Genomic DNA, 24,788 nt, shown 5'->3' with positions numbered 1-24,788 from the left:
TCCTGGCTGACATCCGAGCGACAACCATGACGACCCGATTGCCTGTCTTCCGCCTCCTCCTCGCCTTCGGCGCCGGACTGGTCCTGACCGGCCTGCCCTCACCGTCGCGCGCGCAGAACGTCGTCGTCATGGTCAACGGTGATCCGATCACTGATTTTGACATCGAGCAGCGCAGCAAGCTCGACCAGCTGACGACGCAGAAGGCGCCGAGCCGGCAGGATGTCATCAACGAGCTGATCGACGACAAGGTGAAGCTCAAGGAAGGCAAGAAGTACGGCGTCGATCCCGGCGTCTCCGACATCAACCAGTCCTACGAAGGCATGGCCCAGCGCATGCGCATCTCGCCGGACCAGCTCACCAAGTCGCTCGAGTCCAAGGGCGTCCGTCCCGAGACCCTGAAAAACCGCATGAAGGCCGAGATGGTTTGGACCAGCCTCGTGCGCGGCCGCTACAAGGAAAAGCTGATGGTCGGCGAGCGTGACGTCGCGCAGGCCGTGCAGGCCCAGACCGGCGACAAGCTCCAGATCGAGGGCACCGAATACAAGATGCAGCCGATCGTGCTGATCGTGCCGCGCGGCTCGTCCCCGGCGTTCCTGGAGACGCGGCACAAGGAAGCCGAAAGCTACCGCGCGCGCGTCGGAAGCTGCGAGGAAGCCAACTCGCTGTTCCGCTCGACGCCGAACGCCACCATCCGCGAGAGCGTCACCAAGACGACCGCAGACCTGCCGGAGGCGCTCCGCAAGGTGCTCGACGACACGCCGATCGGCCATCTGACCGCGCCCGAAGTGACCAAGCAGGGCATCGAAATGGTGGTGCTGTGCTCGCGCAAGCCGACCATGATCGACACGCCGAAAAAGCGCGAGATCCGCGAGAAGATGTACTCCGAGAAATACGAGAAGACCCAGAAGGCCTATCTCGAAGAGATCCGCAAGGCGGCGATGATCGAATATCGCAACCGCTGATGGCCAAGCCCCCTGCAAAGCCCCTCGCCCTGACCCTGGGAGAGCCCGCCGGAATCGGCCCCGACATCACGATCGCAGCCTGGCTTCGGCGCCGCGAACTGAACCTGCCCGCGTTCTATCTGCTCGGCGACGAAGGAGTGATCGCGCGGCGCGCCAAAGCGCTCGGGGCCGATATCAGGATCGCCTCCGTGAGCGCCGGCGAGGCCGAAGCAGCCTTCACTAACGCCCTTCCCGTGGTCGCAACCGGCGAGCACGCGACGGCCGAGCCCGGCAAGCCCGACGCATCGAGCGCACCGGCCGCGCTCGCCTCGATCCGACAGGCGGTCGCCGACGTCCGCGAGGGCCGCGCCGGCGCCGTCGTCACCAATCCGATCGCCAAGAACGTGCTCTACCGCGCCGGCTTCCGCCATCCCGGCCACACCGAATTCCTCGCCGAGCTTGCCGCAGAGGACGGCCGTGCGCCGCAGCCGGTGATGATGCTGTGGTCGCCGCGGCTTGCCGTGGTGCCGGTCACGATCCACGTCTCGCTGCGCGATGCACTGTCCGAGCTCACCAGCGAACTGATCGTCTCGACGGTCCGTATCGTTGCAACCGAGCTGAAATCCCGCTTCGGCATCGCCCGGCCGCGGATCGCGGTCTCCGGCCTCAATCCGCACGCCGGCGAGGACGGCTCGCTCGGCCACGAGGAGCAGACCATCATCGCGCCCGCGCTCAAGACGCTACGCAATGACGGCATCGATGCTAGGGGCCCGCTGCCGGCCGACACCATGTTCCACGAGGCTGCGCGCAGCACCTATGACTGCGCGGTCTGCATGTATCACGATCAGGCGCTGATCCCGATCAAGACGGTCGCCTTCGACGACGCCGTCAACGTCACGCTCGGCCTGCCCTTTGTCCGCACTTCGCCCGATCACGGCACCGCCTTCGACATCGCCGGCACCGGCAAGGCCAATCCCGCAAGCCTGATCGCTGCGCTGAAGCTTGCGAGCCGCATGGCGGCCACGAAAATCTGATGAGTGCGATCGACGACCTCCCGCCGCTTCGCGAGGTCATTCGCCAGCACGCCTTGTCGGCCCGCAAATCGCTCGGCCAGAATTTCCTGCTCGACCTCAATCTCACCGCGCGCATCGCGCGTGCCGCGGCTCCGCTCGAGGACTCCACCATCGTGGAGATCGGCCCGGGCCCCGGCGGCCTGACGCGCGCCCTGCTCGCACTGGGCGCCAAACGCGTCATCGCGATCGAGCATGACGAGCGTGCGATTCCTGCCTTGCAGGATATTTCCCTGCGCTATCCCGGCCGGCTCGATATCGTGCATGGCGATGCCATGACCTTCGACCCGCGCCCGCTGCTCGACGGCGGCAAAGCCAAGATCGTCGCCAATTTGCCCTATAACATCGCGACCCAGCTCCTGATCAACTGGCTGACCATCGAGCCCTGGCCGCCCTGGTACGACATGATGGTCTTGATGTTTCAACGCGAGGTCGGCGAGCGCATCGTCGCACGCGAGGACGAGGAGGCCTATGGCCGTCTTGGTGTGCTCGCCAACTGGCGCGCCGAAACAAAAATCCTGTTCGACATTTCGCCGTCCGCCTTCGTGCCGCCGCCGAAGGTCACCTCTTCCGTCGTGCGCCTGGTGCCGCGTGCAGAGCCTCTCCCCTGCGATCGCAAGCTGCTCGAACAGGTCGCGGCCGCCGCATTCGGCCAGCGCCGAAAAATGCTGCGCCAGAGTCTGAAATCGCTCGGCGTCGATACCGCACGACTTGCGACTGCTGCCGGCGTCGATGCGACGCGGCGTGCCGAGACCATTCCCATCTCCGGCTTTGTTGCCATGGCGCGTGAATTGGCGGATATACGCAGCGAAACGTGACAACAGGAATTTCGGAGGAAGAAATATGGCACTGATGCGCAGGCAGTCCCTGGTCAAGTTCGATGCGCCCTTGTGCGAGACCATCATTGACACGCCAAAGCCGCAAGGCCGCGAGGTGCTCGTGCGCATCGAGCGCTGCGGCCTCTGCCATTCCGATCTGCACATCCAGGACGGCTATGCCGATCTCGGCGGCGGCAAGAAGCTCGACACCACGCGCGGCATGACGCTGCCCTTCACGCTCGGCCACGAGATCGCCGGCGTCGTCGACGAAGTCGGCCCCGATGTGCTGGCCAGCCTTGTCGGCTCGAAGAAGGCGGTGTTTCCATGGATCGGCTGCGGCCAGTGCCGCGACTGCGCCAATGGTGACGAGAACCTCTGCGCCAAGCAGCGCTTTCTCGGCGTCTCCATCGACGGCGGCTTCGCCACCCACGTCCTGGTGCCCGACGCAAAATACCTGCTCGACTACGATCCCCTGCCCGTCAACCAGGCCGCCACCCTGATGTGCTCCGGCGTGACCGCCTATGGCGCGCTCAAGCGCCTGGTCGACCGTCCGCGCCAGCGCAACCTCCTGCTGATCGGCCTCGGCGGCGTCGGCATGATGGGCCTGTCGTTTGCACAGGCGATGTTCAAACAGCCGATCACGGTCGCCGACCTCAGCCCGGCCGCGCGCGAAACCGCGCTGAAGAACGGCGCAGCGGTCGCCTACGATCCGGCCGAGCCCGACGTGATCAAGCGCATCCTGAAGGAGACCGAGGGCGGCTTCGATGAGATCGTCGATTTTGCCGGCAACGAGAAGTCGATGGCGTTCGCTGTCGCAGTCGCCGCGCGCGGCGGCAAGGTCGTCGTCTCAGGCCTGATGGGCGGCCAGTTCACGCTGCCGATGGTGCAATGGGTCTACAAGCGCCTGACCATCGAGGGCTTCATGGTCGGCACGCTCGCGGAAGGCCACGAACTGATGGCGCTCGCCCGCGCCGGCAAGATCAAGCCGACGCCGATGCGTGAGGAGCCGATGGGCGACGTCCAGAAATGGATCGACGAACTGCGCGCCGGCAAGGTCGTGGGCCGCATCGTGCTCAAGAACTGAGACAGAAAACCAAGACGCATGGTGGGACCCAACGTCCCGCCGCCGACGTTTTCTCGACTTCTCGACGCATCAATTCTGAATTGACGCTGAGAACCAAGAGATGCGTCGTGCATTGCCCCATCAGGCTAGTGGGTCAATTTATAGCAGTGGCCGCCGCCCCTGTGCTTTACACGCGCACGACAGGCATCCAGCGTCGAGAATGAGCAGTCGGGTTGTCCCGTGGCCTTCGACCCTCTTAACTGCGCACAAAAACTGGCAGCATCGGCAGATCCTTGAGGACAGAGAGCGAAGCCGATCGAGAGTAGCGTCGTCGCGGAGATGAGCCATAGTTTCGAACGCGGCATATGAATTCCTCCCGTGAGGCTTTGCCCCCGATTCAGGACCGCTCGCGCGCATAGCTTTTTCGAGTTTGAAAGTCGTGTTCTGGAAAGACGCGAGCGCTGAGTCTCAAAACTTCCAATTCAGAAGCTGTTCGCGAAGTTCCACGCCAAATTGCGACAATGACGATCGAGCTTGTTGGCGACGAAAGCACTTGCGCGCCGCCGCATAAGACAACGCCGCTTACTCAATTGCACGAAGACAATAGACATCTCCGAGTTGTGAACACACGGGTTCGATTAGCAGGCTGGAGCGATTTTGCTCTGTGATAGATACAACCGCGCGCAACAAGTGCACGTGATCGGGGGCAGCGCTACAGGTGAATACGGGAGTGATTCAATGTCAGACCTCATCGCAATTGTTTATCCAAACGAAGCCAAAGCAGAGGAAGTTCGGCAGAAAATACTCAAGCTGCAAAAGGAGTATTTGATCACGATCAACGATGCAGTGATCGCGGTGAAAACCGAAGACTCTGTCAAACTCAATCAGCTCGTGAATACGACGATGATGGGCGCCGCAAGCGGCAGCTTCTGGGGACTGCTCTTTGGATTGGTGTTCTTGAATCCTCTGATCGGCGTGGCGATCGGCACTGGCGCCGGCGCGCTGGGTGGCGCGTTGACCGATTTCGGGATCAAAGATCCGTTCATGAAGGAACTCACTTCGAAGGTGAAAACTGGAGATGCCGTTCTGTTCTTGCTGATCCAGAGCATGACTGCCGACAAGGTTCTCAACGAGATCAAGGATGCGGGAGGGACCGTTCTCAAGACCTCGCTGGACGAGAAGAAGGAACAGCACTTGCGCGATACCCTCGCAGCCGCAAGTCAGGTCAAGGCTGCATAATCAAGGCTGTCTGATCGCGCGAGGCAAAGCCTGGGACCGGTTCGGTCCCGGGCAGTCACCTAATCCCCTTTGCCATCGATCGCGCAATCGATGCCAAGGAATCCAAGCATCGAACAAGGCGGTGAACCCTTTGGTCCACCGCCAAGCCGCTGCGGCTCACCAGCAAACATTCACTGGGACGACGCGCCACCCCCAGCCTGTCCAGACCCGACGCCATCTCGTGCAACTGTCATAGGATGCATAGCTCCAGCCAGGAGCACCCCAACCAGGTCCCCAGCCCCAGCCGGATCCCCAAGCGGCCGCACTGGCGAGCCCGAGGCCTACGCCGAGACCCACAGCCGGTCCGCGCCAACCCCAGCCTCCCCCACGCCAACCGCCGCCCCATCCGCCGCCGCCCCATCCACCGCCGTGCCATCCACCGCCGTGAAAGCCACGTTGTGCGGAAGCAGCACCCGGCGCGAGGGCAAGGACCGTGGCAACGCTGAGCGCAAAAAGGGCCTTCTTGACCATGAAAACCTCCTTAGGTTGAGCCGTAGTGCGACCTAAACGCGTCGTCGTCTCGTTTGTTGCAGTCCGCGCGGAAGTTCCCGGAGCCCGAATTCTTGGAGCCGAAGTTCTTGGAGCCTCAGTCGCCGTCACGTCACCGGTATGGTCTTCGACGGATCGGCTCACGAGGATGCAGCGAGAGTTTGCCACGAGAACGCTGGCCATCATCGGTCGGCCGCTCGGGAACCTCGTCCACCGGAACCCGCAATAGCGTCGAGAAAACGCCTCATTTCACGGCGGAACGATCGCCGTGCGGGCCCGATTCAAGCCACATCCTCTCCGGATTTGCGGCTCATTGCCACCCAAGTCTTTGAGGACAAAAGGCCGGCAAGCGTCGTTCCATGCGTAACCGGGGGACCAGGATGGGCAACCGAACCGCGAAATTCATATCGGCCCTCGTTGGCAGCGTCATTGCCGGCGCACCATTGGCGGCCGTGTCGCAGAATGCGCCGAGCGCATCGAGCCCGGCCAACGCAGCCTCCGATTGCCTCACCTCGCCGAAGGGGATCGCGCCACAGGGACAGCACTGGCGCTACCGGGTCGAACGCGGGACCAAGCGGCAATGCTGGTATCTGCGCGCCGAAGGCGGCAAGGACAGCGCAAAGGCCGTGCACACCGCGCAGGCTGCGACCGACACACCAACAGCGGATTCAGCCGCGCCTCAACAGCCCTCGGTGCAGAACGCGCGCGCCGAATATCGGACGCCGCAGAGCACCGGCGCCCCGAGTACACCGACTGCGCCGACGCGGGCCGCAGCCACGACACCGGCCCCGACGCAGCAGCCTGCAAATCCCACCCCTGACAGCGACACGCAGCAGCCCGCCGTCGCCACGCGCTGGCCGGATGCCTCCACCACGGCCGATCAACCGGCATCGCAGCCCGCGCCCGCTCCTGTCGCGGCGGCCGCGCAGCCGAGCACGAAGCCGTCGAAATCCTCTGCCCCGGTGGCGCTTGCCGCCGCGGATAGCACTGACAATACGACCGGCTCGCTCCAGATGTTGCTGCTCGTTGTCGGCGGCGCGCTCACGCTCGCCGGTCTGCTCGCCAGCATCATCTACCGTTTCGCCGGCGGTTGGGGCCGCGCGCAGGCAGGCGATCACCGCCGCGTCAAATGGGACAATCGGGAGCCGCAGGATCACGACGACAGCCGTGCCCCCTGGCTCAATGCGGAGGTTGCCTCCGCGCCGCGCGCGCAGCGACCCGGGCCGGTGGATTTCGATGCCGCCCGTCCTCAGCCCGCGCGACTCGCCGCATTCACCAACGCGATCGGCAGGATCGCAACACAATCCGCTTCCACTCACGTCGAAGCAGCAGAACCCGACGAGGCCGAGATCGCGGAATTCAATGGAGAGTTCGAGATCAAGGCTTCAGCGCCCCGGCTCGCGGCCAACGACGTCCATGACAAGCAGCCGGTCGATCGCAATGAAGACGTACGCGCGGATGAGCACGTAGACATGGACGATATTGTCGATGTCGACGTGATCACGGCTATGCTGGAGCGGCTGGCACAGGAAGGACCGCGGCTGTCGCAGCCTAGCCTTGAAGCTGACCTTGCAGACCCCGCACGAAGCCGACGAGGCCAATCCGCCGCTCGCGCTTGAGGCGCTCGGCCTTCAAGATCGACTGCACCTCGGCGAAGGCTTCGTCGACGTCGTGGTTGATCACGATATAGTCGTACTCGGCCCAGTGGCTCATCTCGTGGCTGGCGCGGCTCATGCGCTTGCGGATCACCTCGTCGGAATCCTGCGCGCGCGAATGCAGGCGCTTTTCGAGATCGTCGGCCGAGGGCGGCAGAATGAACACGCTGACGACGTCGGCACGCGCCTTCTCGCGGAGCTGTTGCGTGCCCTGCCAATCGATGTCGAACAACACGTCCTGCCCGGCCGACAGCGCCGCCTCGACGGGCCCGCGCGGCGTGCCGTAGCGGTTATCGAACACGGTCGCCCATTCGAGCAGCTCGTCCCCCCTTCACCATCGCTTCGAAGCGCGGCTTGTCGACGAACAGATAGTCGCGGCCATCGACCTCGCCGGGCCGCATCGGCCGCGTGGTGGCAGACACCGACATTTGCAAGCCGGCCATCCGCTCGATCAACAAACGCGAAAGCGTCGTCTTGCCCGCGCCCGACGGCGAGGACAGCACGAACATCAATCCGCGCCGCTCGACACCGTCAGTTCCGTGACCGCCCGTCGTCATCAATCACTCCAGATTCTGGACCTGCTCGCGGAACTGCTCGACCACGTTTTTCATGGCGAGTCCCGTATTGGTGAGCTCGATGTCGTTCGACTTCGAGCAGCAGGTGTTGACCTCGCGGTGAAACTCCTGCGCCAGGAAATCGAGCTTGCGCCCGATCGGGCCGCCCTTTCCGATCAGCTCGCGCGCCTGCGCGACGTGGGAGGCGATGCGATCCAGCTCCTCGCGGATGTCGGCCTTGGTCGCGATCAGGATCGCCTCCTGCATCAGGCGATCGGAATCGAAACGGTCGGAAGTGTCGAGCAGCGCGGCGATCTGCTCGGCGAGCCTGGCCTTGATCGCCTCTGGCTTGCGGCCCGGCGCGATCTCCGCCTTTTTCGCAAGCTGCTCGATCTCGTCGACACGTTGGGTCAGGATCTGCGCGAGCGAAGTCCCCTCGCGCTTGCGCATCTCGACGAGGTCGGCGAGCGCCTTGTCGAAAGCTTCGGCGGCCGCGGCGCGCGCCGCCTTGTCCTCCTCCTCATCGCCTTCGGGCTCGGCGACTTCGACAACGCCCTTGATGGCGAGCAGGCCATCGATGCTCGGCGCCACCGCGTCAACCTTCCCGGCGATCAGGGTCGCGGCCTTCAGGACGGCATTCAGCACGTCCTCGTTGACGCGGACCGCGGCGGCGGCGTTGGTGCGCTTGACGTTGAGATTGGCGTAGACGGTGCCGCGCGACAGCACCTCACCGGCGCGCTTCTTGGCGTGGGACTCGAGCTCGTCGAACCCCTGCGGCAGACGCACCCGCAGGTCAAAGCCCTTGGCGTTGACCGACTTCAATTCCCATTCGAACGTGTACGGCCCGCTTACGCCGTGGCTTCGGGCAAAGCCGGTCATGGACGACAGCGCCATCGGGTGAAATTCTCCAGAAAGACAAGATTCGCAAAGCCATCAAGGCACGCGAATCTTAAGACTATTTTGCAGGAAAGTGGAATCCGCAAAGTCCCGTAGGCAGATCTGCGCGAGGCCTAGCGCTGGACCACCGGCGGCGACGACTGCACTGCGCCCTGCCTTGCCGGTGCAGGATTGGCGGGGCGAGCCGGTGGCTTCTTCTGCTGGTTGGGCCGCGCCGGCGTGGTCGCGGTCGGCGTATCGGCAGGCGCGGTGGCGGCCGGCGGCTGCGCATCCTCGGCCGGCTCGACCGTGTCGTTCTGGATCTGCTTCTCCATCGCGCGGAGTTTGGCGACGTTCTTCTGGTGCGCGTCGTAGGTCTCGGTGAAGGCGTGCCCACCGGTGCCGTCGGCGACGAAATAGAGGTCGCGGGTGCGGGCTGGATTGGCTGCGGCCTCGAGCGAGGCGCGGCCGGGATTGGAGATCGGCCCCGGCGGCAGCCCTTCGATCACATAGGTGTTGTAGGGCGACGGCTGCGTGATTTCGCTGCGCTTGATCGGGCGGCCCAGCGTGCCCTTGCCGCCGACGAGGCCATAGATGATCGTCGGATCGGACTGGAGCTTGATCTTCTGCTTAAGGCGGTTGGCGAACACGGCGGCGACACGGCTGCGCTCGTCGGGCTTGCCGGTTTCCTTCTCGACGATCGAGGCCAGCGTCACCAGCTGCTCCGGCGTCTTGACCGGGACGTCCTGGCTGCGGCGCTCCCAGATCTCGGCCAGCACGCGCTTGTGCGCCTGCTGCAAGCGCTGGATCACCTGCTCGCGCGTGGTGCCGCGCGGGAACTTGTAGGTCTCGGGCAACAGCGTACCTTCGCGCGGCAATTCGCGGACACTACCGGTGAAGATGTCGTTATCGGAAAGCCGCGCCACGATCTGCTCGGAGGTCAGGCCTTCCGGGATCGTGACGGCGTGCTGCACCACCTTGCCCTCGACGATGGTGGCGATGACCTCGCGCAACGATGCGTTCTTCTGGAACGAATACTCACCAGGCTTGAGCTCCGAGCTCGCCTTCAACGCAGCCACGGCGGCGATGAACACCCACGGATTGACGTCCGACACGCCTTCCCTGTTCAGGGTCTCGGCGATGTCACGCTTGCCCGCGCGCTGCGGAATGTTGACGATCTTGTCTTCCCTAAGCGGCCCGGGTGCTTCCAGCACCTGGCGGCCGTAATAATAGACAGCGCCGGCGCCGATCATGGCGATCAGCAGGAGGGTGATGATGGCGTTACCGACGATCACGATCGGGTTGCGCGCGCGGTCCGATCGCTTCGGCGGCGGCGGCACCTGCTCGGGCTCGAGCGCAGCGCGCGGACTCCGGGGCGAAATGGGCGGCCTTTCACTCATCGAAGCAAACCTGAATCCTGCCGGTTCAATCGCGGCCTGACAATCGCTTGCCAAGCCAAATGCACGCGCCCACTTCCATGACTATCGCCGAATACGGCAAAACGGTGGATTCGTCGCAACCATAAATTAATTGATCAGGCGCCGGACGATCACCGACGCATTGGTACCCCCAAAACCAAAAGAATTCGACAATGCGACGTTGACCTCACGCTTCTTCGCAACATGCGGCACGAGATCGATCGCAGTCTCGACCGACGGATTGTCCAGGTTGATCGTCGGCGGCACGATGTTATCGCGAATCGCGAGAACGGCGAAGATTGCCTCGATCGCACCGGCCGCGCCAAGCAGATGGCCGGTCGACGACTTGGTCGAGGACATCGCCACCTTGGAAGCGGCATTGCCGAGCAGACGCTCCACCGCGCCAAGCTCGATCTCGTCACCGAGCGGCGTCGAGGTGCCGTGCGCGTTGATGTAGTCGAGATCGGATGCCGTAAGACCGGCGCGCTTGAGCGCCGCCGACATGCTGCGGAAGCCGCCATCGCCGTCGGGCGACGGCGAGGTGATGTGATAGGCATCGCCCGACAGCCCGTAGCCGATCACTTCGGCGTAGATCTTGGCGCCGCGGCGCCTGGCGTGTTCGAGTTCCTCAAGCACGAGAACGCCGGCACCCTCGCCCATTACGAAGCCGTCGCGATCCTTGTCGTAGGGACGCGAGGCTTTCTCGGGCGTCTCGTTGAAGCCGGTCGAGAGCGCACGCGCGGCGTTGAAGCCGGCAATGCCGATGCGGCTGATCGGCGATTCCGCGCCGCCGGCGACCATGACGTCGGCATCGCCGAGCGCGATGAGGCGGGCAGCGTCGCCGACCGCATGTGCGCCGGTCGAGCAGGCCGTGACCACCGAATGGTTCGGCCCCTTCAGCCCGTGCGCGATCGAGACGTAGCCGGAAGCAAGATTGATCAGACGGCCCGGGATGAAGAACGGAGAAACACGGCGCGGACCGCGCTCCTTCAGTAGGATCGCAGTGTCAGCAATGCCGTTGAGGCCGCCGATGCCGGACCCGATCATGGTGCCGGTCGCGCACTTGTCCTCTTCGGTCTCGGGATGCCAGTTGGCATCATCGAGCGCCTGGCCGGCCGCGGCCATGCCGAAGATGATGAAGTCGTCGACCTTGCGCTGGTCCTTCGGCTCCATCCATTTGTCGGGATTGAAGGTGTCGTTGGTACCGTCGCCGCGCACGACCGTGCAGGCGATCTTGGTCTGAAGATCGGAGATATCGAAGCTCTCGATCCTGCGCGCACCGCTTTCGCCGTTGAGGATACGTTTCCAGGTCGGCTCGACGCCGCAGCCGAGTGGCGAGACCATGCCAAGACCCGTGACGACAACCCGCCTCATATCCGAAAACTCCTCATCGAAAGATTCACGGCCAATAACAAGAAACCGGCTGACCGCCGGTAGGCGGCCCGTCCGGTTTCAATGTTGTCCCCGCGAAAATGAAGAGCCTTAGCTCTTCGCGTTCTTCTCGAGAAACTTCGTGGCGTCGCCGACGGTGAGAATCGTTTCCGCGGCGTCGTCCGGAATCTCGCAACCGAATTCCTCTTCGAACGCCATCACCAGCTCGACGGTGTCCAGACTGTCGGCGCCGAGGTCGTCGATGAAGCTCGCAGCGTCGACAACCTTCTCGGGCTCAACACCAAGGTGTTCGACCACGATCTTCTTAACCCGCTCGCCAATGTCACTCATTGCTTAACCTCGTGTTGTTCCCTGTAGACCCGACCCCCCGGGACGTACGAGCCGTCGTGGTCGTTTGACTGCCTTCGCTTACGAACTTTGATTTGGCCCCAACCTAACCGGTGCGGGGCCCCGGCGAACGACGGCCAAGGCTCCGCATCGCCAATATACAGGGTTTCAAAAACCTGCAATGGCGTTCTTTGCCCATCCGTTGAACGTCCGGTTATCATACTTCAATTGCCTTGACTATAAGCCTCATTTCGCTGTGGAAACGGCCGTTTGCCGCATCCCGCGCCGCCCATGTGGGCAGTGCGACACGAGACGTCAGATCATGGCCATGCCGCCATTGACGTGGATGGTTTGCCCGGTGACGTAGGCCGCTTCGTTCGAACTCAGGTAGACGGCGGCGGCCGCTATGTCCTCCGGCGTCCCCAGGCGGGCCGCCGGAACCTTGGTCAGAATCGTTTCGCGCTGCTTGTCATTGAGCGCATCCGTCATCGGCGTCTTGATGAAGCCGGGCGCGATGCAGTTCGCGGTCACGCCGCGCTTGGCGTATTCCGCCCCGAGCGTCTTGATCATTCCGATCAGGCCGGCCTTCGACGCGGTGTAGTTGCCCTGCCCGGGATTGCCGGTCACACCGACCACCGAGGTGATGGCGATGATACGGCCGAAGCGCTTGCGCATCATCAATTTGGTCGCGGCGCGCGCCAGGCGGAAGGTCGCGGTCAGGTTGACGTTGATGACCTCCTCCCAATCCTCGTCGCGGAGCTGGACGAAGAGGTTGTCGCGGGTGATGCCGGCATTGGCGATGAGGATATCGACCTGACCCATCGCCGCTTCCGCGGCGGGCACCAGCGCCTCGACCTCATCAGCCTTGGAGAGATTGCAGGGCAGCACGTGGACGCGCTCGCCGAGCTTGCCGGCCAGCTCGTCCAGCACTTCCTTCCGCGTTCCCGAAATAGCGACCGTGGCGCCCTGCGCATGCAGCGCCTGCGCGATCGCGCCGCCGATGCCGCCGGTCGCTCCGGTGACGAGCGCCTTTTTGCCAGTCAGATCGAACATCGATAACTCCTTCAAAGCACGATCCGGAAAAATGTGCAGCGGTTTTCCGGAAAGATCGTGCGCAAACTAAAGAACTGAAGCGTGATGGCGAATCATCGCGCTTTTAGCCCTGCTTCGCAGCGGCCATTGCATCCTTGGCGGCGGCAATGTCGTTCGGACCGCCGACCGCAACACCGACGGCGCCGTCCGCGATCCGCTTGACGAGGCCGGTCAGCACCTTGCCGGCACCGATCTCGAAGAAACGGGTGACTCCCTGCCCCGCCATGTAGGCAACCGACTCGCGCCAACGCACCGTGCCGGTGACCTGCTCGACCAGGCGACGGCGGATCTCGTCGGGATCGGTGATCGCGCTCGCGAGCACGTTCGATACCAGCGGGGCCGCCGGCGCCTTGATCGTGACCTTCGCCAGCGCTTCCGCCATTGCGTCGGCAGCCGGCTGCATCAGCTTGCAATGGAAGGGTGCGGACACCGGCAGCAGCATCGCGCGCTTGGCGCCCTTGCCCTTGGCAATCTCAACGGCGCGATCGACCGCGACCTTGTCGCCGGAGACGACCACCTGCCCGCCGCCATTGTCATTGGCGGCCTGGCAGACCTGCCCCTGCGCCGCCTCTTTGGCGACTTCCATGGCGGCCTCGTAGTCGAGACCAAGCAGCGCGGCCATCGCACCAGCGCCCACCGGCACGGCCTTTTGCATTGCGAGACCGCGGGTGCGAAGCAGCCGCGCGGTGTCTGAAACCGTCAGGCTGCCGGCCGCCGCCAGCGCCGAATATTCACCGAGGGAATGGCCGGCCACGAAAGCCGCGTCTCGTCCCATGGAAAAACCAGCCTCGGCCTCCAGCACGCGCAGGGTGGCAATGGACACCGCCATCAGCGCCGGCTGGGCGTTCTCGGTGAGCTGGAGGGTTTCGGCCGGACCATCCCAGATGATGGCGGTCAGCTTCTCGTCAAGCGCGGAATCGACCTCGTCAAACACGGCGCGCGCCGCCGGAAAGGCGTCGGCCAGGGCCTTGCCCATGCCGACTGCCTGGGAACCCTGCCCAGGAAATGTGAATGCAGCCGTCATCGGCGCTCCCCTGCTTGTCGAGCGTGATCCCTGCGAGAACCAGCAGCCGATTACGCACGGCCTTAGGCCATGGTTCCGGATCATGCGTCAAAGGGGGCCGTAGACACCGTCCGGGGCTGGAATGTCAAGCCAAGATGGATACTTCGACCGGCATTCAACCGGGGATGCCGGCCCTCAAAACCCACCGGCGGTCTGATTGGCATCGACCTCCGCCCCCGCCCGCGCGCGGCGCGCGCTGTTCACCAATTGCCCGGGACGGTCCTCCTGGTCGGGCTTTGCTGTCGCGAGCCGTAGCACGGCGGCGTAGCCCGGCTGCACCTCCATGCGGCCGGCATGCCGGCTTTCGCTGAGCAGACGGTGCACCTTCGGCAGATTGTAGCAGGGCACGTAAAACAGCAGATGATGCTCGAGGTGATAGTTCACGTAGTACGGCGCAATGAACAGGCGCTCGAGAAAATTGGCATGCGTGGTGCGGGTGTTGCGCAGCGGATCATGGCTGTCGGGCACGACGGCGTGCTCGGCGATGTTGCGGATGCGGGTGATCACCATCATCCACGTCAAAAGCGGCACCAGCCATAGCAGCGGATAGGCCCACCACACGCCGGCCGCCGCGAGCGCTGCGAACATCACGGCATTGACGAGGCATTGCGGGCCGAGCTTCTCCCAGAAATGCACGGCGCGCTGGCGCCACGGCCAGTCCTTCGGCCCGAGCGCGTTGAGCAGCTGCGCCTTGCGCTGCTGGTAGCCGGTCTGCCCCGTGATATCGCGAATGAACTTGCGGCGATAGCTCAGCTTCGTGATCGGAAACGGCGCCGACAGCACGAGATCAGGATCGTCCTCTTGCTGGGTGCGCGCATGATGCTGAAGGTGATAGCGCCGATAGCTGCGCGTCTCCGCAAAGAGAGGATAAGCACAAAACCACTGGCTCAGGGCCAGATTGGTCTTCTCGTCCGCGGACAGGCAACCATGCGCTCCGTCATGCATCAGGATCGCAAGCCCAAGCTGGCGCGAGCCGATGATGGCGACCGCAAGAATGTAGGTGATCGGATTGGGCCACCATGCGACCAACGCGATCGCACCAATGATCAGCGCCCAGGCATGCGCGATCAGCGCGACGCCCTTCCAGGTCACGCGTTGGCGCACGTCGGCAAGTTGGCCGTCGGTCAGGAAATCGCGGGCACGCATGCGAAGCGCGGTCATGGCTAACTCTCCTCATCCGAACTGGTTGATCCGTCGCGCTCGTCGACGAGGCGCAGGCGTGCAGTATCGCCAGTGGATTTCGCCTGCTCGCCGAGCACGCGCAGCATTTCGGCGCATAATTCGCCCGGCGAACGGCCCATGGCATAGCCTTCGAGGATGACGCCGACGGCGACGGCCCAGAACCGCCGCGAGCTTTCGTCGGGCGCGCGCAGGGAGCGCCAGCCGTGCCGAACGACCTGGCCGGCATAGGCGCGCGCGCCCTCGCTGTGCAGTCGTTCGATGGTGCGCTCGACCAGTGGCGCAAGATCCTGGCGCCGCCTAGTCAGTATCAGGGCCTCGGCGAAGAAAGCGACTGAATCGCTCGCCGTCACGGTCTCGGCCAGCGCGTGGGTGTACTCCCGCGGCGTGCGCGCCTTCAGCGCCGCCTGCTCCGTCGCCCGCGCCAGGTACAACAGATCGCGGCAGGCGCATTCGACGAACAGCGCCTCCTTGGTGCGGAAGTAATAGGTGATCTGGCTCGGGAACGCGTCCGCGGCGGCCGCGATGTCGGTGATCGAGGCGCCCGACAGCCCCCTCTCCCGGAACAACGGGCTTGCCGCATCCAAGAGGAGCGACCGCATTTTGCGGCCGGCAGAGCGCGTCGCCCGGACGGCGTGCTTGGGATCTCCGACTATCGATTCAGATGGCGCATGAGCAGATTTGTCTGCCATTGAATCCTCCCGTGGCCTTATTTGTATGCCATACAAACAAATAAATCAAGCTGGTACCATGGAAGGGTCGGTCCTGGGCCGCCTGCGGGTCCCCCGGGCCCGAAACCTGGCTCCCCAACCTTGCAAAGCCGGCCAAAATCCGTATAAGGCGCGCATCCGCAGACCCCGGCCGGGAGCTGAACGGACGGTCTCAACAAATCACTCGTGATTTTGGTGTGGCAGGGCCAGTCGGCCCGTCGTCCCGTGTTTCCGCCTTCTGAGCTTAATCCCAGAGTCCTTTCCGAAGGTCTCTTAAGGGCTTGACGCCGGGCGATGCGCCAACATGAGGAAAGGACTTCCATGCCTCTTTATGAGCATGTCTTTCTCGCGCGTCAGGACGCGAGCACGCAGCAGGTCGAAGAGCTGACCACGCAGATGACCGGCATCGTCGAGGGTCTCGGCGGCAAGGTCACCAAGACCGAGAACTGGGGCGTTCGCTCCCTCACCTACCGCATGAACAAGAACCGCAAGGCGCACTTCGTGCTGCTCAACATCGACGCGCCGTCCGCGGCGATCGCCGAGATCGAGCGCCAGGAGCGCATCAGCGAAGACGTGATCCGCTATCTCAGCGTCCGCGTCGAAGAACTCGAGGAAGGCCCGTCCGCGATGATGCGCAAGGCCGACCGCGATCGCGAGCGTGACGACCGTGGCGGCTTCCGCGGCGAGCGTGAAGGCGGCTTCCGTGGCGACCGCGAGGGCGGTTTCCGTGGCGGCGATCGCGACGGCGGCTTCCGCGGTGACCGCGGTCCGCGCCGTCCGCGCGAAGAAGCTGAAACGACGGAAGGGGAGTAAGAACAATGGCTGAAGCTGGTGCACGCCGTCCGTTTTTCCGTCGTCGCAAGAGCTGCCCGTTCACGGGCGCCAATGCTCCCAAGATCGACTACAAGGACTCCAAGCTGCTGATGCGCTACGTCTCCGAGCGCGGCAAGATCGTGCCGAGCCGCATCACCGCGGTGTCCGCGAAGAAGCAGCGTGAGCTCGCCCGCGCCATCAAGCGCGCGCGGTTCCTGGGCCTCCTGCCTTACGTCATTCGCTAAGACGAACTCGGCCGGCGGCGATACCGCCGCCGGCCGTACTCTTTAGTTTCATAAGGCTTCCGGGTCGTCCGGTCGCCGATGGTTGGGGCGAGATGCCTCTAACCGCTCGAAGGGAGCGGGACAGCTGATGATGGCCTTTGGACTGATAGCCCTGATCGCCGGCGCTGCGTCGGCCCTGATGTTCGCCTCGATCGTTTCGGGCGCGCTGATCTCGCTCGTCCTGTTCTATCTCGCACCGCTGCCGCTGATGGTCGCCTCGATCGGCTGGGGACCGCTTTGCGCGAGCCTCGGTGGCATCGCTGCCGCGATCGGACTCGGTGCGCTGTTCGGCCTGCCCTATTGCATCGCCTTTGCCGTGACCGTCGCGCTGCCGGCCTGGTGGCTCGGCCATCTCGTCCTGCTCAGCCGGCAGGTGGGACCTGGCGCGCCGGGCGCTGGCGCTGAGCCGACGTCCGAGCCCGAGCTCGAGTGGTATCCGGTTGGCCGCATCCTGCTGTGGATCGCGGGCTTCGCCACGCTGACCACGATAGCCGCCCTGCTCACGCTCGGCACCGACGCAGAGACCATCACCGGCACGCTGCAACGCGGCCTGATGCGTCTCCTCCGCGCCACCGATCCGCAAACCTCAGGCGAAGCCGGTCAGCTCGTCGACGCACTGGTGCGCATCGCGCCTGCCGCCGCCACCATCGTCGCGATGATGACGCTGACGCTCAACCTCTGGCTCAGCGCCAAGGTGACGGCGACGTCGGGCCGGCTGCGTCGTCCCTGGCCGGTTATGAGGACGGCGGAGCTGCCGCCGATGACGCTTGTGGCGCTCTGCGTCGCGCTCGCCTTCTGCTTCACCGGCGGGCTGCTCGCGATCTTCGCGCAGATCACGACGGCGGCGCTGATGATGGGCTACGCGCTGACCGGCTTCGCCGTGCTGCATACGCTGACGCTCGCGCTGAAGAGCCGTACCTTCTGGCTCGGCTCGACCTACGCCGTTGTCGTCGTGTTCGGATGGCCCGTCATCGCGATGGTGATCCTCGGCCTTGCGGATGCCGTGTTCGGCTTCCGCGAGCGCTTCCTGCGGAGCTGCCAGCCGCCGCCGCTGCCAACACCTTAGGTTCAACCCGCAAATCCACCTCACTCAACACTTCAAAGGAGAACGAATATGGAAGTCATTTTGCTGGAACGCGTGAACAAGCTCGGCCAGATGGGCGAAGTCGTGAAGGTTCGCGACGGCTATGCCCGCAATTTCCTGCTCAAGCGCGGCAAGGCGCTGCGCGCCACCGCCGACAACCGCGCCAGGTACGACGGCATGAAGGCCGAGCTCGAGGCCCGCAACCTCCAGTCCAAGGCCGAGGCGTCCAAGGTCGCCGAGAAGATCGAGGGCAAGAACATCATCGTGATCCGTCAGGCTTCGGAAGCCGGTCAGTTGTTCGGCTCGGTCACGGTGCGCGACGTGGTTGCCGCTTTCGAAGCTGACGGCGTGTCGCTCGCCCGTCCGCAGGTGCAGCTCGACGCGCCGATCAAGACCATCGGCAAGCACAGCATCACCGTCGCCGTGCACCCCGAGGTCGAGGTCGAGGTCACCGTCACGGTTGCGCGCAGCCAGGACGAGGCCGAGCGCATCAACCGCGGCGAGGACATCTCGACCCGCAACGAAGACCGCGACGCTGCGGCCGAAGCGATCGCCGCTGCCGGCGAGTTCTTCGATCCGGAAGCCCAGCACGACGAGCCGGCGCCGGCTGCGGAAGAGACCGAGAAGTAAGCCTCGCGTTACGCAGGCTGCGAAGCCCGGTCGCCTCAGGCGGCCGGGCTTTTCGTTTTGGCGGCGACCTCCTCGCTCAGCATCGCGATCGAGGCCAGCGCCGTTGCCGTATGTTTCTCGATACCGTCGCTGACGCAGAACACGTCGGCCGCCACCACCGCGACCTGGCGGCCTGGCTTGATCACCCTGGCCCGGCAGATCAGCTTGTCGCCGACCGCCGGCGACAACAGATTGAGCTTGTATTCCGCGGTCAGCGCCGGCTGGCCGCGCGATGTCGCCGCCGCGATCGTGGTGGCGTTGTCGACCAGGAACGCGGTGACGCCGCCGTGGAAGAAGCCGTTCTGTTGCAACAGCTCGGGCCGACGCTCCACCGCAATCGTGCAGGTGCCGCGCGACAATTCCGAGAGCTCGGCCCCGACCAGATTCATAAAACCCTGCCGGCCGACATTGGCGTGGATGAACTCTGCGATCGGCTCAAATCCGGGATCTGCTTCGGCTCGCATGACACTACTCCTTATTCTTTGTTGACGCGTTCAGAAGGCCGCAGCGCGCGGATGGCGCAGGCGATCAGCGTATCGGCCTCGCTGCGCGGATCGGCGCGGTCGCGTCCCGACAGGAACGCGCGGCAGAATATCTGCGCCGGGCCAATGAGCTGACTGACGAACATCACCGGCGTCATCGGCAGAAGCTCACCCCTGGCGACCAATGGCGCGCGCCAGCGCTCGATGCCTTCGGCCAGGCGCGCATTCTGCGCGCGCCGGGCATCGCGGACATCCTCGTCCCAATCGCTGCGCGATAGCTCGAAGAGATAGCGCGCCTCGCGCCGGCTCGACACGACCCAGTCAAGGTGAGCCCGGATCAGGCGATCGATGCCCTGCTCCGCATCGGGGACAGGATCGAGCGCGGCCAGCACCGCGGCGTGATAGTGCCGCAGTACGTCCAGCAATAGCGCACCGGCCAGCTCCTTCTTCGATCCGAAGACATGAAAGAAGCTGCCATTGGACGCGCGCGCGCGGGCGCGGATCGCGGCCACCGTCGCGCCTTCGAAGCCAACGCGGTCGAACACCGCGAGCCCCGCCGCCAACAGGTCCTCACGCACACTCGCCGTCATCCAAAATTCTCCTAGAGCATTTCTCTAGAGTAATACTCCAATCGCGGTCAAGACGATGCGGAGGCCGCGATGATCGCGGCCTCCGCATGTCGGTCAGAAAATGTGGGTTGGCCTATCGCGAGATCGGCGGCACCGGCGGTCCCGAGGACTCAGCCGGCGGTGGGGCCGAAGCGGTCGCGGGTGGCGCAGCCTCTTGCGGCTTGGCCGCCGGTTCGGAGCTTGCGACAGGCGCTGCCGGCTTGGGAGCAGCCTCTTCCGCTGGCTTGTCCACCGACTTGGTGTCAACCGACTTGGGCGCGGCCGGCTCGTCGGGCTTCGCCGCAGAAGCCGGCGGGGTCACCTGCGGCAACGGATCCGGCCGCAGCGCCGGAGCCTCGCTGCCGCGCGGCTCGATCTTTGCGCTTTCCGGCTTGGGCTCAGCAGGTTTTTCTGACGCCTTACCACTGTCGGGCTTGGCATCGTCGCGACCGGGCTCGACCTTGGCGGTCTCAGGCTTCGTTTCGGGCTTCGGCTCGCTCTTGTTCTCTTCGGTGGCCGGCGCCGCAGCGTCGACCTTCGGCGCCTCCTGGGTCTCCAGCTTGCCGCGCTTGCTCTGGCGCTTGGCCTTGCGGCCCTCGGGCGGGCGTTCGCTGGTGGCCGGCCCCTCGGACCTCACGCCTTCCTTCGCCCCCTCCTCGGCCGGCCGGGTAGCACGCTTCTGGCGCGTGCTCTCGGGCGCGGTAGGCTCGCCTTCCGGCTTGGCGGCCTCCTGGGCGCGCAGGCGGCGTCCTTGACGTTCGGGCGTCTGGCCTGGAGCGGTGTTGGCTTCCTTATCCCTGGCGCCGTCCTTCTTGTCCTTGCCGTCCTTGGCCTGGTAGCGGGTGTCGGTGGCGCCGTTGGAGACGAGGTAGGAGGCGAGGATGCCCGCCATGTCCGAGCTCGTGGTGTAGTGCTGGCGCAGGAATCCGGGCAGCGAACCCGGCGCCACGGATTTCAGAAGGCCGCGCGGGCTCTTATGGCATGCATTACACGTCTGCGCGAAAAGCTGGGACGGGCTTTTACCGGCCTCGAGGTTCGTCGCCTGCGCAAAAACGGTGTCGGTTGCACCGAAGCCGATCAGAAGCAATACCGTCGCGAGGCTGAGCGCTCGGCTCGACATTCCCATCATCTCCATTGAATTCCGCGAGTGCAGCCAGCAATCTGGCGCGGCGGCGGTCACCTTTTAGCCGATTGAGCCGTGAATGGAAGCAGGCTCCGCGCGCAAGGATGTGAGTAAGCGCTTTTGGAATATCGGCATTGACTACAGCGCAATAGCGCCCTGCTACTTTTTTCCTAGATTTACATGCAAACGCATAGGAACCGCTGCGGTGCCTGCGCGTCAGTTCTGGAGGCCGGGTTAGTCGCATCTTTCGGGGTCGCCCGAAAGGAAGGTGTCGATGGACCGATTGCTGCGTAGATTCCTGTCTCAATTCATCCGCCGCGGGTCGATGACGGTGACCACGGCTAGCGGATCGAGATTCACGGTCGGCGACGGCTCCGGCGAACCGGTCGAGGTGCGCTTCGTCACTACGGACGCAGAGCGAAGGGTTCTCATCAATCCCGAGCTCGGCCTTGGCGAGGCCTACATGGACGGCGAGTTCGTCGTCGAGCGCGGCACCATAGCTGATGCCCTCGCGATCCTGCTCGATCAACCCGACCTATTGCCGCAGTGGGCGAAGCCGTGGTGGCACCTGCGCTACCTGACGCGGCACTTGAAGCAATTCAACCCACGCTCGCGCTCGCGCAGCAATGTCGCGCACCACTACGATCTCGACGCAAGGCTCTATTCGCTCTTCCTCGATGCCGACAAGCAATATAGCTGCGCCTATTTCGAGACACCGGAGACGACGCTCGACGATGCGCAGCTCGCCAAAAAGCGGCACGTGACCGCAAAGCTGCTGGTCAGGCGCGGCCAGCGCGTGCTCGACGTCGGCTCGGGCTGGGGTGGGCTCGGTCTCTATCTCGCCGAGATCGCCGGCGCCGACGTCACCGGCGTCACGCTGTCGACCGAACAGTTGCAGGTCGCCAATGCGCGCGCAGCCGAGAAAGGCCTGACCGGGTCAGCCAAATTCCTGCTCCAGGACTATCGCGACATCGAGGGCCCGTTCGACCGCATCGTCTCGGTCGGCATGTTCGAGCATGTTGGAGCGAGGTTCTACGACGCCTACTTCCAGCGCTGTGCCGAGCTCCTGAGCGAGGACGGTGTCATGCTGCTGCACTCGATCGGCCGTTCGCAGGGGCCGGATTCTACCAATCCCTGGATCGCGAAATACATCTTCCCCGGCGGGTACATCCCCGCCTTGTCGGAGGTGCTGCCGGCGATCGAGCGCGCTGGTCTGCTGGTCTGCGACATCGAGATCCTGCGCCTGCATTATGCCGAGACGCTGAAGGCGTGGCGGCAACGCTTCATGGCGCGACGCGAGGAGGCGGTGCAGCTCTACGACGAGCGCTTCGCCCTGATGTGGGAGTTTTATCTGGCGGCCTGCGAGATGACCTTCCGCAAGCAGGGCATGATGAACTTCCAGATTCAGCTCACCAAGCGCCAGGGCATCGTGCCGATGACCCGCGACTATGTCGCGCATGAGGAAGCCCGGCTGCGGGCCCGCGAACGCGGCGCCAAGCCCAAGCTGAAGCTGGCTGGTGAATAAGCGCTAGTGACGCAGCGTGGAGATCGGGAGGGTCCGGAAAGAAGCTGTTAACGTCAGTTGCGCCCGCAGCTCCGCCAGGATTTCCGGCGCAACCGGCTGGCGGCGGATTTCGGGCCGCTCAGCGTGCTGCATAGCGGCGATCAGCCCGGACAGCCAAAGCCGGCTGCCCGCCTCGCTTCGCCAAATCTGCTGCTGCCGTTCTGGCCGCATTGCCTGCCTCGTCTTCCTGATGGCGGGTCGCGGGAGATAATTCCCTGCCCGCTAGCCTGTTCCCGTCCTAACCCCGAAAGAATCCGGAGAGATGTGATCTGCTTCACATTGCTCTGGTCGGCCCTGGCTTAGACCGTCGCTATGAGCAAAGAGACCCAAACCTCGCTCGACGTGCAGGACGATCTCCGCACCGATTACGCCCTGATCGCCACCGGCGTCGGGGCGGCCTTGGTTGCGCTGGTCTACCTCCTGCTGGTCTGAACCCGAGCCGAAAGCTCCCGGCGTGCGTCATTTCGCGCGCTCTTGGGTACGTCTGCGCCCCAATCCAGAAGGTTCATCGCAGCCCGATTATTTCCGCGGCGCCCTCGCGGCCGCGGCGAGTTCCGCGAAAATCCGTCAAGCGCTGCCCATGCTGCGGCTGCTAACCATCCACCATTTTAACTGAGCGGTTGATAGCGATCAGCTTTCGCTTCCGCTTTGAGCTGAGGCGGCGCTTTATCCCGACCCCGCATCCGCCCCAAAAAAATTGCTATCGCTCGACCATGGCCCTGACTGATTCGAACGTCCTCAAACTCGCGCCCGAAGCCGGAACTCCCGCCTACCGGAGCGCGCCTCACAATATCGAGGCAGAACAGAGCCTTCTGGGCGCGATCCTGGTCAACAACGACGCCTTCTACCGGGTCTCCGACTTCCTGGAGCCGAAGCATTATTTCGAGCCGCTGCACCAGACCATCTTCGAGACTGCCGGCAGCCTGATCCGGATGGGCAAGATTGCCACGCCCGTGACGCTGAAGACGTTCCTTCCGGCCGATACCGATGTCGGCGGCATGACCATCGGGCAATATCTGGCGCGGCTCGCGGCCGAAGCGACCACCATCATCAACGCCCAGGACTACGGCCGCACCATCTATGATCTTGCGTTGCGGCGCGACCTCATCGGTATCGGCGAAGACATGGTCAATGTCGCCTATGACGCCCCGGTCGACTTTGCGCCGCGGGCGCAGATCGAGGACGCCGAGCGCCGTCTCTACGAGCTCGCCGAGTCCGGTCGCTATGACGGCGGCTTCCAGAAATTCTCGCAGGCGTTGGCGGTCGCGGTCGATCTCGCGGCAAAGGCGTTCCAGCGCGACGGAAAGCTGTCCGGCATCTCGACGGGCATGCGCGACCTCGACACCAAGATGGGCGGCCTGCAGCATTCCGACCTCATCATCGTCGCTGGACGTCCCGGCATGGGCAAGACGTCGCTGGCGACCAACATCGCCTACAACGTCGCCAAGGCCTATGTCGGCGAGCTCCAGGCCGACGGCACCATGAAGGCCGCCAATGGCGGCGTGATCGGCTTCTTCTCCTGCGAAATGTCGGCCGACCAGCTCGCCACGCGTATCGTGGCCGAGCGCACCGGCATTCCCTCTTCCCACATCCGCCGCGGCGGCATCTCGGAAGCCGATTTCGACAAGATCCGGGAAGTCTCGATCGAGCTGCAGTCGCTGCCCTTCTATGTCGACGCAACCGGTGGCCTGTCGATCGCGCAGCTCATGGCACGCGCGCGCCGGCTGAAGCGCCAGAAGGGCCTCGATCTCCTCGTGATCGACTACATCCAGCTGCTGTCCGGCTCGGGCAAGCGCGCCAGCGACAGCCGCGTCCAGGAAATCACGGAGATTACGACCAGCCTGAAGGCGCTCGCCAAGGAGCTCAACGTTCCGGTAATCGCGCTGTCCCAGCTCTCACGCCAAGTCGAATCCCGCGACGACAAGCGGCCGCAGCTTTCCGACTTGCGTGAATCCGGATCAATCGAGCAAGACGCCGACGTCGTGCTGTTCGTTTACCGTGAGGAATACTACCTCGCGATGAAGGAGCCGCGCCCGGGCACGCCCGAGCACGAGAAATGGCGCCTGGACATGGACCTTGCGTACGGCAAGGCCGAAGTCATCATCGGCAAGCAGCGCCACGGCCCGACAGGCACCGTCGATTTGGCGTTCGAAGCCTCGGTCACGCGGTTCGGCGACCTCGCGCCTGACAGTCAGCTGCCGGCTCGCAGCGGTAACGATTACTGAGTTTCTTGAAC

The 24,788-nt window shown here is 64.3% G+C and carries 24 protein-coding genes and 1 pseudogene; 12 read left to right on the top strand and 13 right to left on the bottom strand.

All coding sequences use genetic code 11. From position 1 onward, the window contains the following. The first annotated feature begins 26 nt into the window (after positions 1-26). From AC629_RS03910 to AC629_RS03880, 6 genes are all read left to right on the top strand, one after another. The gene (locus tag AC629_RS03910) at positions 27-962 is read left to right on the top strand and encodes a SurA N-terminal domain-containing protein (RefSeq protein WP_084803467.1); all 936 of its coding nucleotides are present in this window, start codon (positions 27-29) and stop codon (positions 960-962) included. Next, positions 962-1,975 (top strand): 4-hydroxythreonine-4-phosphate dehydrogenase PdxA, encoded by a 1,014-nt coding sequence (pdxA, locus tag AC629_RS03905; protein ID WP_084803466.1) that lies wholly within the window; start codon positions 962-964, stop codon positions 1,973-1,975. Before AC629_RS03910 ends, pdxA begins: the two co-directional genes overlap by 1 nt. Continuing rightward, positions 1,975-2,829 (top strand): 16S rRNA (adenine(1518)-N(6)/adenine(1519)-N(6))-dimethyltransferase RsmA, encoded by an 855-nt coding sequence (gene rsmA, locus AC629_RS03900; RefSeq protein WP_084803465.1) that lies wholly within the window; start codon positions 1,975-1,977, stop codon positions 2,827-2,829. The genes pdxA and rsmA overlap by 1 nt, the downstream gene beginning before the upstream one ends. A gap of 25 nt (positions 2,830-2,854) precedes the next feature. Continuing rightward, positions 2,855-3,913, top strand: coding sequence for an alcohol dehydrogenase (locus AC629_RS03895; protein ID WP_084803464.1), 1,059 nt, complete (start codon positions 2,855-2,857; stop codon positions 3,911-3,913). Positions 3,914-4,630: 717 nt separating this feature from the next. Then, entirely contained in the window at positions 4,631-5,131 is a 501-nt protein-coding gene (locus AC629_RS03890) for a DUF1269 domain-containing protein (RefSeq protein WP_084803463.1), read from the top strand. 908 nt (positions 5,132-6,039) lie between these two features. Then, positions 6,040-7,278 (top strand): hypothetical protein, encoded by a 1,239-nt coding sequence (locus AC629_RS03880; RefSeq protein ID WP_084803461.1) that lies wholly within the window; start codon positions 6,040-6,042, stop codon positions 7,276-7,278. Here AC629_RS03880 and gmk read toward each other — a convergent pair. The 9 genes and pseudogenes from gmk to AC629_RS03835 all read right to left on the bottom strand — a co-directional run bounded on the left by gmk (position 7,211) and on the right by AC629_RS03835 (position 15,907). Then, a pseudogene (gmk, locus tag AC629_RS03875) lies at positions 7,211-7,871 on the bottom strand (guanylate kinase). The gene AC629_RS03880 and the pseudogene gmk overlap by 68 nt on opposite strands. A gap of 3 nt (positions 7,872-7,874) precedes the next feature. Further along, positions 7,875-8,762, bottom strand: a complete 888-nt coding sequence (locus AC629_RS03870) for a YicC/YloC family endoribonuclease (protein ID WP_084803460.1) — start codon at positions 8,760-8,762, stop codon at positions 7,875-7,877. Positions 8,763-8,878: 116 nt separating this feature from the next. Then, positions 8,879-10,144 carry an endolytic transglycosylase MltG gene (gene mltG / locus AC629_RS03865; protein ID WP_084803459.1) on the bottom strand — a complete coding sequence of 422 codons (1,266 nt, stop codon included), beginning with the start codon at positions 10,142-10,144 and terminating at the stop codon, positions 8,879-8,881. A 126-nt stretch (positions 10,145-10,270) separates the two neighbouring features. Next, entirely contained in the window at positions 10,271-11,536 is a 1,266-nt protein-coding gene (fabF, locus tag AC629_RS03860) for a beta-ketoacyl-ACP synthase II (RefSeq protein ID WP_084803458.1), read from the bottom strand. 108 nt (positions 11,537-11,644) lie between these two features. Further along, entirely contained in the window at positions 11,645-11,884 is a 240-nt protein-coding gene (locus AC629_RS03855; RefSeq protein ID WP_008130699.1) for an acyl carrier protein, read from the bottom strand. 312 nt (positions 11,885-12,196) lie between these two features. After that, positions 12,197-12,934, bottom strand: coding sequence for a 3-oxoacyl-[acyl-carrier-protein] reductase (gene fabG / locus AC629_RS03850; RefSeq protein ID WP_084803457.1), 738 nt, complete (start codon positions 12,932-12,934; stop codon positions 12,197-12,199). 103 nt (positions 12,935-13,037) lie between these two features. After that, on the bottom strand, positions 13,038-13,997 hold the full coding sequence (gene fabD, locus AC629_RS03845; RefSeq protein ID WP_084803456.1) for an ACP S-malonyltransferase: 960 nt from the start codon (positions 13,995-13,997) through the stop codon (positions 13,038-13,040). Positions 13,998-14,171: 174 nt separating this feature from the next. Beyond that, positions 14,172-15,197: a fatty acid desaturase family protein gene (locus AC629_RS03840; RefSeq protein ID WP_084803455.1), complete on the bottom strand. Its 1,026-nt coding sequence runs from the start codon at positions 15,195-15,197 to the stop codon at positions 14,172-14,174. A 2-nt stretch (positions 15,198-15,199) separates the two neighbouring features. After that, positions 15,200-15,907 carry a TetR/AcrR family transcriptional regulator C-terminal domain-containing protein gene (locus AC629_RS03835; RefSeq protein WP_084803454.1) on the bottom strand — a complete coding sequence of 236 codons (708 nt, stop codon included), beginning with the start codon at positions 15,905-15,907 and terminating at the stop codon, positions 15,200-15,202. 339 nt (positions 15,908-16,246) lie between these two features. Here AC629_RS03835 and rpsF point away from each other — a divergent pair, with 339 nt between their 5' ends. The 4 genes from rpsF to rplI all read left to right on the top strand — a co-directional run bounded on the left by rpsF (position 16,247) and on the right by rplI (position 18,736). Next, complete coding sequence (gene rpsF, locus AC629_RS03830) at positions 16,247-16,738, top strand: 30S ribosomal protein S6 (RefSeq protein ID WP_084803453.1); 492 nt, start codon at positions 16,247-16,249, stop codon at positions 16,736-16,738. Positions 16,739-16,743: 5 nt separating this feature from the next. After that, a complete protein-coding gene (rpsR, locus tag AC629_RS03825; RefSeq protein ID WP_007592020.1) occupies positions 16,744-16,983 on the top strand; it encodes a 30S ribosomal protein S18 in 240 nt (79 codons plus the stop codon). A 127-nt stretch (positions 16,984-17,110) separates the two neighbouring features. Next, positions 17,111-18,088: a YybS family protein gene (locus AC629_RS03820; RefSeq protein ID WP_084803452.1), complete on the top strand. Its 978-nt coding sequence runs from the start codon at positions 17,111-17,113 to the stop codon at positions 18,086-18,088. 48 nt (positions 18,089-18,136) lie between these two features. Further along, the gene (rplI, locus tag AC629_RS03815) at positions 18,137-18,736 is read left to right on the top strand and encodes a 50S ribosomal protein L9 (RefSeq protein WP_084803451.1); all 600 of its coding nucleotides are present in this window, start codon (positions 18,137-18,139) and stop codon (positions 18,734-18,736) included. Positions 18,737-18,771: 35 nt separating this feature from the next. Here rplI and AC629_RS03810 read toward each other — a convergent pair whose 3' ends face one another. The 3 genes from AC629_RS03810 to AC629_RS03800 all read right to left on the bottom strand — a co-directional run bounded on the left by AC629_RS03810 (position 18,772) and on the right by AC629_RS03800 (position 20,985). Then, positions 18,772-19,239, bottom strand: coding sequence for a PaaI family thioesterase (locus AC629_RS03810; RefSeq protein ID WP_084803450.1), 468 nt, complete (start codon positions 19,237-19,239; stop codon positions 18,772-18,774). An 11-nt stretch (positions 19,240-19,250) separates the two neighbouring features. After that, the gene (locus AC629_RS03805; protein WP_084803449.1) at positions 19,251-19,847 is read right to left on the bottom strand and encodes a TetR/AcrR family transcriptional regulator; all 597 of its coding nucleotides are present in this window, start codon (positions 19,845-19,847) and stop codon (positions 19,251-19,253) included. Between the two features lie 112 nt (positions 19,848-19,959). Continuing rightward, positions 19,960-20,985, bottom strand: coding sequence for a hypothetical protein (locus AC629_RS03800; RefSeq protein ID WP_084803500.1), 1,026 nt, complete (start codon positions 20,983-20,985; stop codon positions 19,960-19,962). A 277-nt stretch (positions 20,986-21,262) separates the two neighbouring features. Between AC629_RS03800 and AC629_RS03795 the strand changes: the two genes are divergently transcribed. Continuing rightward, on the top strand, positions 21,263-22,513 hold the full coding sequence (locus AC629_RS03795) for a cyclopropane fatty acid synthase (protein WP_084803448.1): 1,251 nt from the start codon (positions 21,263-21,265) through the stop codon (positions 22,511-22,513). Positions 22,514-22,516: 3 nt separating this feature from the next. On the opposite strand, the gene AC629_RS03790 is transcribed toward AC629_RS03795, so the two are convergent. Then, the gene (locus tag AC629_RS03790; protein WP_084803447.1) at positions 22,517-22,723 is read right to left on the bottom strand and encodes a transcriptional regulator; all 207 of its coding nucleotides are present in this window, start codon (positions 22,721-22,723) and stop codon (positions 22,517-22,519) included. Between the two features lie 542 nt (positions 22,724-23,265). Here AC629_RS03790 and AC629_RS03785 point away from each other — a divergent pair. Then, a complete protein-coding gene (locus tag AC629_RS03785; protein WP_084803446.1) occupies positions 23,266-24,777 on the top strand; it encodes a replicative DNA helicase in 1,512 nt (503 codons plus the stop codon). Positions 24,778-24,788 lie beyond the last annotated feature (11 nt).

The organism is Bradyrhizobium sp. NAS80.1 (assembly GCF_001908205.1).
In the GTDB taxonomy this organism is placed as follows: domain Bacteria; phylum Pseudomonadota; class Alphaproteobacteria; order Rhizobiales; family Xanthobacteraceae; genus Bradyrhizobium.
The sequence above is the reverse complement of the archived record's forward strand: the minus strand, read 5'-3'. Positions and strand labels throughout refer to the sequence as shown.

Excerpts from the sequence above, each read along its gene's own strand:
- AC629_RS03910 (WP_084803467.1), top strand. The coding sequence starts at position 27 with ATGACGACCCGATTGCCTGTCTTCCGCCTCCTCCTCGCCTTCGGCGCC.
- pdxA (WP_084803466.1), top strand. The coding sequence starts at position 962 with ATGGCCAAGCCCCCTGCAAAGCCCCTCGCCCTGACCCTGGGAGAGCCC.
- rsmA (WP_084803465.1), top strand. The coding sequence starts at position 1,975 with ATGAGTGCGATCGACGACCTCCCGCCGCTTCGCGAGGTCATTCGCCAG.
- AC629_RS03895 (WP_084803464.1), top strand. The coding sequence starts at position 2,855 with ATGGCACTGATGCGCAGGCAGTCCCTGGTCAAGTTCGATGCGCCCTTG.
- AC629_RS03890 (WP_084803463.1), top strand. The coding sequence starts at position 4,631 with ATGTCAGACCTCATCGCAATTGTTTATCCAAACGAAGCCAAAGCAGAG.
- AC629_RS03880 (WP_084803461.1), top strand. The coding sequence starts at position 6,040 with ATGGGCAACCGAACCGCGAAATTCATATCGGCCCTCGTTGGCAGCGTC.
- AC629_RS03870 (WP_084803460.1), bottom strand. The coding sequence starts at position 8,762 with ATGGCGCTGTCGTCCATGACCGGCTTTGCCCGAAGCCACGGCGTAAGC.
- mltG (WP_084803459.1), bottom strand. The coding sequence starts at position 10,144 with ATGAGTGAAAGGCCGCCCATTTCGCCCCGGAGTCCGCGCGCTGCGCTC.
- fabF (WP_084803458.1), bottom strand. The coding sequence starts at position 11,536 with ATGAGGCGGGTTGTCGTCACGGGTCTTGGCATGGTCTCGCCACTCGGC.
- AC629_RS03855 (WP_008130699.1), bottom strand. The coding sequence starts at position 11,884 with ATGAGTGACATTGGCGAGCGGGTTAAGAAGATCGTGGTCGAACACCTT.
- fabG (WP_084803457.1), bottom strand. The coding sequence starts at position 12,934 with ATGTTCGATCTGACTGGCAAAAAGGCGCTCGTCACCGGAGCGACCGGC.
- fabD (WP_084803456.1), bottom strand. The coding sequence starts at position 13,997 with ATGACGGCTGCATTCACATTTCCTGGGCAGGGTTCCCAGGCAGTCGGC.
- AC629_RS03840 (WP_084803455.1), bottom strand. The coding sequence starts at position 15,197 with ATGACCGCGCTTCGCATGCGTGCCCGCGATTTCCTGACCGACGGCCAA.
- AC629_RS03835 (WP_084803454.1), bottom strand. The coding sequence starts at position 15,907 with ATGGCAGACAAATCTGCTCATGCGCCATCTGAATCGATAGTCGGAGAT.
- rpsF (WP_084803453.1), top strand. The coding sequence starts at position 16,247 with ATGCCTCTTTATGAGCATGTCTTTCTCGCGCGTCAGGACGCGAGCACG.
- rpsR (WP_007592020.1), top strand. The coding sequence starts at position 16,744 with ATGGCTGAAGCTGGTGCACGCCGTCCGTTTTTCCGTCGTCGCAAGAGC.
- AC629_RS03820 (WP_084803452.1), top strand. The coding sequence starts at position 17,111 with ATGATGGCCTTTGGACTGATAGCCCTGATCGCCGGCGCTGCGTCGGCC.
- rplI (WP_084803451.1), top strand. The coding sequence starts at position 18,137 with ATGGAAGTCATTTTGCTGGAACGCGTGAACAAGCTCGGCCAGATGGGC.
- AC629_RS03810 (WP_084803450.1), bottom strand. The coding sequence starts at position 19,239 with ATGCGAGCCGAAGCAGATCCCGGATTTGAGCCGATCGCAGAGTTCATC.
- AC629_RS03805 (WP_084803449.1), bottom strand. The coding sequence starts at position 19,847 with ATGACGGCGAGTGTGCGTGAGGACCTGTTGGCGGCGGGGCTCGCGGTG.
- AC629_RS03800 (WP_084803500.1), bottom strand. The coding sequence starts at position 20,985 with ATGTCGAGCCGAGCGCTCAGCCTCGCGACGGTATTGCTTCTGATCGGC.
- AC629_RS03795 (WP_084803448.1), top strand. The coding sequence starts at position 21,263 with ATGGACCGATTGCTGCGTAGATTCCTGTCTCAATTCATCCGCCGCGGG.
- AC629_RS03790 (WP_084803447.1), bottom strand. The coding sequence starts at position 22,723 with ATGCGGCCAGAACGGCAGCAGCAGATTTGGCGAAGCGAGGCGGGCAGC.
- AC629_RS03785 (WP_084803446.1), top strand. The coding sequence starts at position 23,266 with ATGGCCCTGACTGATTCGAACGTCCTCAAACTCGCGCCCGAAGCCGGA.